Origin of the sequence: Phyllobacterium sp. 1468 (assembly GCF_031455525.1) — a bacterium.
GTDB lineage: Bacteria > Pseudomonadota > Alphaproteobacteria > Rhizobiales > Rhizobiaceae > Phyllobacterium.
Genome location: NZ_JAVDSX010000005.1, coordinates 386,629 through 397,942, shown reverse-complemented (window position 1 = coordinate 397,942; position 11,314 = coordinate 386,629). Strand labels below are relative to the sequence as shown.

Annotated in this window: 10 protein-coding genes; 1 reads left to right on the top strand and 9 read right to left on the bottom strand. The window is 55.5% G+C overall.

What is annotated here, in order from left to right; genetic code table 11:
- Positions 1–7 precede the first annotated feature (7 nt).
- From J2X72_RS16540 to J2X72_RS16530, 3 genes are all read right to left on the bottom strand, one after another.
- Positions 8–1,495: a sugar ABC transporter ATP-binding protein gene (locus J2X72_RS16540; RefSeq protein WP_310073549.1), complete on the bottom strand. Its 1,488-nt coding sequence runs from the start codon at positions 1,493–1,495 to the stop codon at positions 8–10.
- Between the two features lie 81 nt (positions 1,496–1,576).
- On the bottom strand, positions 1,577–2,680 hold the full coding sequence (locus J2X72_RS16535) for a substrate-binding domain-containing protein (protein ID WP_310073547.1): 1,104 nt from the start codon (positions 2,678–2,680) through the stop codon (positions 1,577–1,579).
- A gap of 92 nt (positions 2,681–2,772) precedes the next feature.
- The gene (locus J2X72_RS16530; RefSeq protein ID WP_310073545.1) at positions 2,773–3,525 is read right to left on the bottom strand and encodes a glutamine amidotransferase; all 753 of its coding nucleotides are present in this window, start codon (positions 3,523–3,525) and stop codon (positions 2,773–2,775) included.
- 170 nt (positions 3,526–3,695) lie between these two features.
- On the opposite strand from J2X72_RS16530, the gene J2X72_RS16525 reads away from it, so the two are divergent.
- Entirely contained in the window at positions 3,696–4,448 is a 753-nt protein-coding gene (locus J2X72_RS16525) for a GntR family transcriptional regulator (RefSeq protein WP_310073543.1), read from the top strand.
- Positions 4,449–4,645: 197 nt separating this feature from the next.
- On the opposite strand, the gene J2X72_RS16520 is transcribed toward J2X72_RS16525, so the two are convergent.
- From J2X72_RS16520 to J2X72_RS16495, 6 genes are read right to left on the bottom strand one after another with little or no spacing between them, the layout of a single operon-like run.
- Positions 4,646–5,431, bottom strand: coding sequence for an SDR family oxidoreductase (locus J2X72_RS16520; RefSeq protein ID WP_310073541.1), 786 nt, complete (start codon positions 5,429–5,431; stop codon positions 4,646–4,648).
- Between the two features lie 56 nt (positions 5,432–5,487).
- Positions 5,488–6,261, bottom strand: coding sequence for an SDR family oxidoreductase (locus J2X72_RS16515; RefSeq protein ID WP_310073539.1), 774 nt, complete (start codon positions 6,259–6,261; stop codon positions 5,488–5,490).
- Between the two features lie 10 nt (positions 6,262–6,271).
- Complete coding sequence (locus J2X72_RS16510) at positions 6,272–7,606, bottom strand: dihydroorotase family protein (protein WP_310073537.1); 1,335 nt, start codon at positions 7,604–7,606, stop codon at positions 6,272–6,274.
- Between the two features lie 18 nt (positions 7,607–7,624).
- A complete protein-coding gene (locus J2X72_RS16505; RefSeq protein WP_310073536.1) occupies positions 7,625–9,340 on the bottom strand; it encodes a thiamine pyrophosphate-requiring protein in 1,716 nt (571 codons plus the stop codon).
- Positions 9,333–10,256, bottom strand: a complete 924-nt coding sequence (locus J2X72_RS16500; protein ID WP_310073642.1) for an allantoinase PuuE — start codon at positions 10,254–10,256, stop codon at positions 9,333–9,335. The genes J2X72_RS16505 and J2X72_RS16500 overlap by 8 nt, the downstream gene beginning before the upstream one ends.
- A complete protein-coding gene (locus J2X72_RS16495; RefSeq protein WP_310073534.1) occupies positions 10,256–11,299 on the bottom strand; it encodes an NAD(P)-dependent oxidoreductase in 1,044 nt (347 codons plus the stop codon). Before J2X72_RS16495 ends, J2X72_RS16500 begins: the two co-directional genes overlap by 1 nt.
- Positions 11,300–11,314: the final 15 nt, after the last annotated feature.

Sequence of the window (11,314 nt, the reverse complement as noted above, 5' to 3'; positions counted from 1 at the left end):
TTATGGATCATTCGGCCAAAGCGGCCGCTCGCATGATTCTGTTTTCACTCGCTTCATCGCGCGACAAGGTGACTGCAACTCTGCCCCGACGCAAAACCACGATCCGATCCGCCAGCCTCAGAATCTCCTCCATCTCAGATGAAATGAGGATGACGCACATGCCAGACCTGACCAATTCATTGATCAAGCTGTAGATTTCGCTTTTTGCACCGATATCGACTCCTCTTGTGGGTTCATCGAAGATGAGAATACGTGGTTCGACGGCAAGGGCCCTGGCGATGAGAACCTTCTGCTGGTTTCCGCCGCTGAGAGTGCGGATTTCCGCATCGGGGCCTGACATGCGGACGTCAAGCCGCTTGACGGCGCCTTTGACGTAGCTCCGTTCCAATGAACGGTTTAAAAAGCCCAGTTTGCGAAAGCGGGCAAGATTCGAAATGGTCGCGTTTTCCAGGACAGATCTGTTGGGTAAGAGACCAAGCGTCTTTCTGTCTTCGCTGACATAGGAAATGCCAAACCTGGCGGCAGTATTTGGACTGCGCAATCGCACAGCTTTGCCGAAAACCTTGATTGTTCCGGATGTCGGGCGGGTTATCCCGGCCACTGCCTTTGCTACTTCGGTTCGCCCCGCGCCGATGAGGCCTGCCAATCCCACAATCTCGCCTTGGCGCGCGATGAAAGATACGTCTTCGAAAGTGCCCTGAACGCCGAGATGGCTAACCTCGAGGGCGGGCGAGCCGAATTCGCGAACCTGTACATCATGGATCGGAAATTCTCTCCCGATCATCCTGGCTACCAGCCAATCCTGGTCAATCGCTGAAACCTTACTGACGCCGGTTCGCGACCCGTCCCGCAATACGGTTACCGTGTCAGCCATCCGAAAAATCTCCTCGAGGTGATGCGAAATGAATACAATACCCATTCCCTCAGTCTTTAGTTTTGCCACCAGGTCAAATAGCGTCGACACCATGCTTTCGTCGAGGACAGCGGTCGGTTCATCGAGAATGAGCACTTTTGCCTGGAAGGAAATGGCCTTGGCAATCTCCACCATCTGCTGCTGTGCAATGCTAAGTTCCCCGACGGGACGTACAGGATCGATATCGATCATCAACCGTTTCAAGAGTTCCCTAGTATGCTCCCGTATGCGCCTGCGATCCACCAAACCCCACCTTGTGTGTGGAAAGTGGCCAAGAAAAATATTCTCCTCCGCTGATAGATGCGGAGCGAGAGACAACTCCTGGTGGATCACAACAACACCGTGGGCAATCGCATCCCCAGGAGATCGAAGAGTCGTTTCAACACCCTCAATCAGCAACTTTCCTCTGTCAGGCCTGTGAACGCCCGCCAATGTCTTGATCAGTGTCGACTTTCCAGCGCCATTCTCACCGACGATAGCGTGGACTTCTCCGGCATGGACCGTAAAATCCACGCCGGAAAGTACAACATTTCCGTCAAACGCCTTCGTCAGCGCTACAGCTTCAAGAAGGATTTTGTCCATTCCGATTGTCCTGCACTATGCGTGAGCGAGCACTACAAGTTGTCTGGCCAGAATTCATATCCCGGCCAGGACTGTCTCGCGTTACTTGCACGGATCAAGCGTGGGCTCGAAGTTGCCCCAGCCACGACCGATCCATTCATCGGCATTGTCGGCCACCACTGTCGGAGAATCCGGTAACTGAAGGCGCTTGCCGGGCATATCGTAATCTTGCGTGCCGGGTATTTCCTTCCCCATCAGTTTGTAAAGTGCCGCCCGGAGACCGACATCCGCTATAAACGGGGTATAGTTTCCATCAGCGCTGAAGGTTCCGGCTTTGACGGATTTGAATCCGGCATTGGAACCGTCAAATGTGTAATGCCGGATGTGATCGCCACAGCGCTTTGCCCGTGCAATCGCAAGCTGCGCGCCCCAAGACGATTCCTCCGCGTGGGAGAAGACAGCGTTGATATCCGAATGCGCCGTCAGGAAATCCTCCATGAGGGGTACCGCCGGTTCGCGTATCCATTGGCCATCGCCAACAGCCAGGACTTTGATATCCGGATATTTTGCCAGGACATTCTTCATGCCTTGATCACGATCCACAGCTGGAGAAGATCCCTTGAGGCCGGTAATGACAACGATATTGCCTTTCCCGCCAAGATCCTTAGCCATGTGCTCAGCGACTTGTTCCGCCATGGTGACATTGCTTTGGCCGATAAACAGCGTTTTGTCCGTTGGCACATCGCGGTCCATGACGATAAGCGGTATGCCGGCGCTTTGGACGGCTCTCGCCGCCGGGACAAGGGCAGCCGATTCTACGGGGCTAAGCAGAACGGCATTGACACCGCGGGCCAATAGATCGCGGACATCGTTGCTCTGCTTGGCGACATCGACGTTGCCGTCGAGTATAACAAGCTTGACGTTTGGGTGGCGGCAGGCTTCAGCCTGGAGCGACTCCAGCATCGAGACACGCCAGGGATGGTTGAATGCAGTCTGCGAGAAGCCGATGGTAATATCTTTGGTATCTCCACCAATAGCAATCGGACCTTCGTCAAGCGGCAGAACCGATGTGAATGGGAGCTGTTTGTAATCCGCCAAGAGTTGCGCACAGGTCTTCTGCGAGATGGGCTGGGCGTCCTCTGCATATGCGGAAGATGCGGGAGGCAGAATGGCGATTGATAAAATGGTGAGTAAACGTTTCAACATGCTTTGGTTCCCCTTTGCCTTGATGGCGATACATTGATGAACGGTGGTTCTGGAAAGCTTGATACGCTCCTTCTCTTTGGTGGATGGGCTCCTTATCGTTTGGCGAGCCAATTCACGATATTAAGCCAGAGTATGGGATAACCTTCCCATGCTACGAATTCCGGCGGACCCCAGTGGGGGCCACAGTCGGATGAAAAGATGGCGCTCCGCCCAGCGCCGGGTTCACGCACTGCGATGAAGGGCTGGTCGTCAAACCGCGCCACAAGATGAGCATCGGGATGCAAGGTAGACTTATTGAATCCTAGAAAATGCGGCCACTGGGTCAGACCTGCAACCGTAGGATGTGCCGTATCGACAATCTCGGGCCGGATGCCCTGCGGCTGTTCGCTCCTGTCATCAGATGCCTGAAGTGAAACAGGTAAAATCCCTTCGACCGGGCTATCTTTGTAATTACCTTTGGCCTGGATGCCCTGAAAGGTCAGATATCCGCCTACCATCAGCAAACCGCCACCACCGCGCACAAAATCGGCAAGCAACTGCAACCGGTTGCCTGATCGCTCCGATCGTATGATTGTGCGGTCCGGTAGAAGAAGTGTGTTCGCGCCAATATCGCTGAGGACCACCACGTCGAACTTATCGAGCTCTTCCTTGCTTGTCGGAAAACTGTCTGCAGCAATATGGCTCGGCTGGTATGTCACATCCACGCCAGCATCGCGAAGGGCTGCGATCATTTCGGTTCCGCCCTCATGATAGGAGGACATTTCAAAAGAATCGAAACCTTTCACATGTATGCTATGCGTCATCCAGGACTCACCGGCAAATAGAAGATTTATAGGTTCAGACATGCGTGAAGGTGCCTTTTAACTTGTTGGTTTGTCCGATAAATCTGCAGAGTCCGAAGTTGGTGATTGCCCTATTCGTGAGGTCGGGAAATGAGCGTTGAATGGTCTGGACAGCACACGATCCTGTATAAACTCCGCTTGCATTGTCATGACGTTCGTACGATATGACTGCAATGTGGAACAAACCGCTTGCCGAGTCCAGTCCTATTCCGCTCTGGTTTCAGATTGCGGAGAGGTTGCGTGATGCTATTTCCACCGGGATTTTCAAGCCCGGAGACGCATTGCCCTCCGAGACGCAGTTGAATGAGGTTTTCGGCATCAGCCGTTCAACTTCTCGCGCGGCCCTGGACAGACTTGAACAGGAGGGTCTGATTGTTCGCAAATCCGGCAAAGGCTCGATCGTCCTAAACCCACGAATCGACCAGCCGGCCAACGAGATGCTAGGCTTTTCTGATGACATGCGGCGTCGCGGGTTCACGCCGTCGCATGAAACACTGTTCGCCGGCCGAGTTCGCGCCTCAGCCGAAGTTGCAGAGGCGCTTGGCGTAAAAGTAAACTCGTCAATTTATCAATCGCGACGACTATTAAAGGCTGATGGAACGCCAATTGGCTTTGCCGAATCGTGGCTCTCACCCACATTCCTCCAAGATAAGCCTCCTCCCTCCATAAGGACTCTCAACGAAGGTTCGTTGTACGAATGGCTCCATCGCGAGTTTGGTGCAAAAGTTGTTCGCGCCTCAGAATACATCGAGGCAGCAGTCGTCCAGGCAGAAATGGCAAATCATCTCCATGTGGCCCCAGGTGCCCCCGTGCTGATTGTCCGCCGGAGTTCATTTGTCGAAGACGCACAACCGATCGAGTACGTCATTCTGTATTTTCGGGCAGACCGGTATCGCTTTCAGCTTGAATCGGGCGTAATTGTTTGAGACGGCTCTTGTTTGGGGTGTTTGCCAAATTGCAAGCGATTGAAGCAAGGCAACCGAGTTGAAAGCGCTGCTTAAAGACATTGGCAACGACCCAGGTGACTGGGACGTTGGTAACCGCGCGCACTAGTCAGGGATGCCGGTGTCTATATTCTTTAGACTCCAAGACTCACTTGACTCTTGACCTACACTATCTCCGTTCAGACGCTCGTAATTAATCCGCCGTCGACGCGTATGACAGATCCCGTAAGGTAGGAGGCGCGAGCGCTTGCCAGAAATGTCACGACGTCCGCATATTCCTGCGGTTCACCGTACCGACCAACAGGAATAGACGCTGTACTTGCGGCCGACACCTCTTCCACTGCTTTTCCTTCACGTTTCGCTTTTTGCTCATCGAGAAACGCGATCCGCTGCGTTGCTACACGGCCAGGTAGCACGATGTTCACGGTGACGCCATCTCGCCCAACTTCACCGGCAAGTGTCTTTGACCAACCGAGGAGTGACATTCGCAACGCGTTCGACAAGCCAAGATTGGGAATAGGAGCAACGACCCCAGAGGAGGTCGAGGTAATAATCCTGCCCCATTTCTTTTCCCGCATTTTTGGCAGAACAGCGTCACTGATCGCGATCACGGAAAGCACCATGCTGTCGAAATATTTCCGCCAGCTGTCTGCGCTTTGACCCGAAACCAGTGTCGGCGGTGGGCCGCCGGTAATGTTGACCAAGATGTCCACCGATCTCAATTGCTGTTCGATCAGGGACAGATTTGGCTCTATCGCCGAAAGATCTCCGAGATCCCAGCCAACCGCCATTGCTGAGCCGCCAATGGCCCGGATATCGGCCACGGTCTTCTCAGCGGCCTCCTTGTTGATATCAACCACTGCAACCTGGCTGCCTTCAATAGCCAATGATTTCGCAATCGCACTGCCGAGGCCACCGCCTGCGCCCAGAACGAGCGCGGTTTTCCCCTTAATTCCAAGATCCATAGGTGTTTCCTTTCCATTTCCGGCAAAGCCGGTTCTTCGTTGAAAAATGCCCTGTTTTAACCGGCCATCCAGCCGCCATCGACCATGAGATTGATGCCTGTGATGTAGCTCGCCATATCACTTGCGAGAAACAGGGCAGCGCCGGCGACGTCCTCAGGTACGCCGAGCCGTGGCCAAGGCGTGCGTTGCCGGGAGTATGCGAGGCCATCCGGGTCATTTGCGACACCGGGTTTGCCTGTGATGATCTTGCCCGGCGCGATCGCATTGCAGACGATCAGCTTATCGGCGTGGTCCACCGCGATCTGCCGGGTCATCTGGACAATGCCACCCTTGCTGACGCCGTAGGGGAAGTCTCCGGGGCAAGCGACCATGCCGTGCTGGGACGAGATGTTAATGATCCGGCCACGTACCTCATTGACCGGTTCCTGCTTCAGAAACTGCTGAGCAGCTCGTTTGCAGCAATAAAAGAAACCGGTGAGATTGACCCCGATAACACGGGCCCATTGATCTGGCGTCGTTTCAAGCAGGTTGGTTGACGTATATATGGCGGCGTTGTTGACGATCACGTCGAGCCGACCGAACTGCTTGACCGTCTCTTCCATCAGCCTGTCGACAGCATCCCAGCTGGAGATGTCGGTCTTGATGAAGATGGCCTTTCCGCCTTCGTCACAGATCATATTTGAAGTGGTTTCCCCACCCTCAAGTGGCGTCTCGATCACATCAACGACGACGACTGTCGCTCCCTCCTTGGCGTAGCGAAGCGCTATGGCACGGCCAAGGCCTGAACTCGCGCCGGTGACAATCGCAATTCTGTTCTGCAATATGGGCATTGGTTTACTCTCAATCCTGCCGGGCTATGACTTGGCCTTGGGCCTCTGAGACAAGCGATCCTTGAGACACGATCGCCCTGCCGCGCAGAAAGACGTCCGTGAGTTCAGAAGGAACGGTCCAACCATCGAATGGCGTGTAGGCGGCCCGGGACACCTGTTGCGCGTTGGTGATCCTGAATTTCCGGTTCCGGTCGATGATCACAATATCGGCGTCATAACCGGTAGCTATAGCACCTTTCGAGCGACCGAGACCAAAACGCTGCGCTGGGGCCAGAGCGCACATGCGCACAAGGTCTGTCAGCTTTATCACCCTCTCGTCGACCAGCTTCAGCATGACCGGTAGAAGGGTTTGCAGGCCGGGCATCCCGCCGGGAATTTCGGCGAAAGTACCGTAACGCGTGGCCTTCTCCGCCGCGCTATGGGGTGCATGGTCCGTCGCGACAATATCGATCAATCCCTCCGAAAGTGCCGCACGTAATGCCTGGACATCATCCCGTCCGCGCAGCGGGGGCGAACCTTTCAGGTTTGCCCCCAATACCTCGTAGTCGTCCGCCGTGAAAAAGAGATTCTGCGGCGTCGTTTCCACGGTTGCATCCGCCATCTCTTTAAGACGGCGCCACACACCAAGGCCAAGGAGAGAATTGATCTGGCGAATATGAATGCGGGCAGAGGACTGGGCGGCTGCCAAAACCGCGCGAGCGATACCGTTGGCTTCAGCCAGCGGCGGGCGGCTGGATAGAAATGCCTGAATGCCACCGGCCCGGTCGCGCGCCTCGCTGCCTGACAGAATAGACTGATCACCAGGCGAAATGCCTATCACGGTATTTTCTTTGCCGAATTTCTGCAATATTTGCTGAATGCTGTCGACGCTGTCAAAGAGATAGGCAGACGGCACATCTGCAGTAAAAAGCTCGAGGGATACGGGCCGAAGCTTGAGCATTTCCAGGACGGCGTTCATGTCCTTACTCATGACGCCCTGAAATCCGACATCGACGTTGAGACGCCCTTTCGCCAATTCCATCTTGTCGCGCAGCTGCTGACCTGTGGCTGTCCAGGGTTCGTCCGTCGGCATATCAAGCACAGTCGTGACGCCCCCGAGAGCCGCAGCTTTTGTGCCACTGTCGAAATTTTCCTTGTGAGTGAGCCCCGGTTCACGCAGATGGGCATGCGCATCTATTAGTCCCGGAAGCAGATATTTCCCTGCGGCATCCACATGTGTCCGGGCACCTGCTGTTTCTCCAGGAGAAAGGAGCGCGGCAATCCGTCCGTTGGCGATGGCAATGTCCGCTTTGCGCTCTCCTTCCGCATTGACGACGGTTCCGCCTGTGATCAGCGTATCAAACATTTGGCCGGTCCACATTGGTCAGCTCAAGCCCGGCAAGCGAGGCTCTTCATGTGTGACAATTTCGATCAGCGCTGCCTGGCCCTTGCCCGTCCGCTCAAGGCCACGCAGGAGCGCCGGCCGAAGGTTTTGCGGAAGGCTCACACATTCCCCGTAACCGCCCAAGGCTTCTGCAATCGGGGCATAGGCGCCCGACATATGGTTTGCGCCATATTTTCGGGAAGCTATCGGCATGCTGGCCGCATAACCGCCAAGCACATTGTTGCGTAGGACCACGGTCAGAATTGGCAAGTGACACCGGATTGCAGTTTCGAAATCGATACCAACCATGCCAAAGGCGGATTCACCCATCAGGTTGACAACAGTGGCGTTGGGCCGCGCGAGTTTGGCACCAAGCGCAAAACCGAGGCCGCTGCCAAGCTGAGTTGTCTTCCCCCAGCCTATATAGCTTCCCGGTACAACGGCCTCGTAGAATGGGCTAAACTGATCGCGTGGATTACCAGCGTCGTGAGTGACGACAGAGTTAGAGGGATTGACCACCTGCATGATTTCCCAAACGACGCGATAAGGTGAGATCGGCTCGCTGTCGGCAGTCAATAGCGGCATCCAGCGTTCCCTGAATGCGGACCGTTTCGAACGGATCTCGTTGATGACGTCGGCGCGATCCACCAAGACATGCTTGTGTTGATTGACATAGGCGATCATCTGCCTGAGAGCCGAGCGAGCATCGCTGACGACGCCTTGGGCGATGGGATAATCCTTGCCAAGGTCGCCCTCGTCCACCGTAACCTGCAGGAGCACCTTGTCTTTCGCGATCGGCAAGATGTAGTAGGATCGCGTCAAGCTCGTGCCCAGCGCCAAAACGACGTCTGCCTTGTCCATGAAGTGATCCACCGTGGTCGGCCTTGCCCTGCCTGCCGTCCCTAGCGCCAATGGATGGTTTTCCGGAAAGCCACTCTTTCCATTTGGTGTCGTCATGACCGGGATACCCAGCAATTCGGCAAACTCGACCAGTTCCTTCGAGGCGGAGGCGGCAAGAACTCCCTGACCCGCAAACACCACCGGGTTTTTTGCCGCCAGAAGTGTTTTGACGAGTTCCGCGATCTCGCCAACGTCACCCTGCGGTGCGCTGCGCCGTGGTCGTTGATAGACCTCATTGGTTGGATCGAATTTTTCCGCAAGCAAATCGACGGGCAACTCCAGAAGTACGGGAGCTGGGCGGCCATTGCGAACGCGGGAAATGGCCGAATGCATCAATCTGGGCAGATGTTCGATGCGGCCTGCTGTCTCGGACCATTTGGTCACGTGCCGGAAATTACGGCTGGCGTGGAAATTTGGGGTCACTGCTTCCGACCCGCGCGGATATCCTGTCGGCAAAAATAAAATGGGCGTTCGATCGTTGAAAGCTTGGGCGATCCCACCAAACGCGCTCTCAGCGCCAGGCCCATACTGCACTGTTACGACAGCCAACTCACCTTCAGCCACAGTGCGGGCGTAGCCTTCTGCAATGTTGATCGCGACGCGCGGCGTTCGGGCGATAACCGGTGGAATGTCGAGTGCTGCGCAGGCATCGAAGAGCTCGCTGTTGGGAAAGCCGATGATCTGCTTGACGCCTTCCAGCTTTAGGATTGAAGCGACGATCTGCGCGCCGGACATAGTCTGCCCTCCCGCCTTAACCGGGCTGATCATCAATCTGCCTGCCTCGCTCGCATCGACCCTGCGGATTGATTCATTCATGATTTTCGAGCCAATGACGCGCGATGTCTTCCCGCCGCATGAAGGCAGCAGATGGTTTATTGCTGACGTGCTCAATAACATCGCGCAGACCCGAGGCACGATTGGGCTGACCCATCCAGCGGGCATGAACACCGATGGTAAGCATCCGCCCCCCAGTCTCGTCAGCTTCGTCGACCATATAGTCGATGGCGGAACGGCAATCCTCGGCAAAATCGCGCGGATTGCTATAGCCGGGCGCTATCAGGTAGCGACTGTCGTTCAGCGTCTTGGAATAGGGGACAACCAGCAGCCGCGTCCCGTCGTGGTCGGCGTAATAGGGAAGATCATCGTTGCAAGGGTCGGAATAATACAGGAAACCACCTTCTTTAACGATCAGGTCACGCGTGTTGACGCTCGGAAAAGAGCGGCAGTTCCAGCCCAACGGGCGCCGTCCCGTCAGCTTCTTGTAAAGCGCAATTGCCTCATTCAGCTGGCGCTCCTCTTCATTGCGGTGCAAGGTGGAATATTCGCTCCAGCGCAGGCCATGGCCCAGCAGATCGTGGCCGCGTGCGTTCATCCATTCGATGACGGCCGGGTTGCGCTCCAACGCAACAGCACAGGCCGACACTGTAACTGGAATGTTAAAGCGATCAAAAAGACGCGCCAAACGCCAGACACCAGCGCGGCTGCCGTATTCAAAGTGGGTTTCGGTGCCGAGATCGCGCACCGGTGGGCTATTGAGAATATTGTATTCACCCCAATTGTCGTTACGACCATCATCCAGCCACGAGTATTCCGAGCCTTCTTCGTAGTTGAGCACCAGATTGATGGCGAGTTTCACGCCATTCGGCCAGCGGACAAAGGGTGGCTTCGGGCCGTAGCCTATGAAATCGCGGGGCTGGTGTTCTGTATGATTCAACGCGGTCTCACCCCTCATCATAGTCCCTTCCCTGTTGCGTCTCTCTCATTGGCGACTATCCATTGCATGTAGTCGTGAAAAGCCTCCTTGCCTGGACGTGGGCGCCAAGCCGTGTCGCGCTCAATACGTGCAAGGTCATAAGCACCCCACATGCCGCCTTTCAGTGCGGTGTCTTGAATTATGTTGGCAGTCTCCGGGGGGCTGACCTCGACCATCAGATCCGGTATTTTTTCCTGCGCCCAGTTGATCACGTCGCCGATGGTCGACGTGACGCCGCTCCCGATATTGTAATGGCGGTAACGAAGACGTGGCGCCATGAGCAGAGCGATAATGGCCTGTGCCACATCCGCCGAGTGTGCATAGTCACCTACCGGTTCCAAGCTGTTCGGACGGATCACCTCACCTGCCAGGGCCATGTGCGCGACGCGATTTGGTACGTGACGAAAATTGCGGCTTGTGGTTGCCCGGTCCATCGGACCATAAACAGATGCGAGGCGAACACTTAAGGCTGATATGCCGAAGAGATCAGCATAACGGTTGACGACCATTTCCGAGGCGAATTTGGAAATGCCGTAAAGGGTCAACGGCGCGACATATCCATCTTCCGGCAGCGGCTCTCCCGCCCAATCTGGGCCGTGATGGCGATAGATCGCACCAGAGCTAACATAGACAAAGCGCTTGACCAACGGCTTGGTCCGGGCCCATTCCAGCACCCTCACGGTTCCCATCAAGTTGACGTCGACGATGCGGGCCGGGTCCTCGGCTTCCGGCTGGCGCTTCGCTTCCGTTACACTGCCTCGCGAGATGGGGGTTATCGTTGCGCCATGGACCACTAGCGAAATGTCATGGCCATCAAGTTCGCTCGACCACTGCTTTGAATCCAGGATATCGGCTGTGAGCACGGTAAGACGGTCTCGAACGGGAGCGAAATAACGCTCAGCCATGTCGTCAAGTCCGGACCGGTCTAGAATAACGGCTCGGGCCTGAGGGTCGCGATCAAGCCACTCGCGAACCAGAACACTCATAACAAAACCCGTACCGCCAGTTACAAAGAGAGTCATTTCGAGATCCATTTC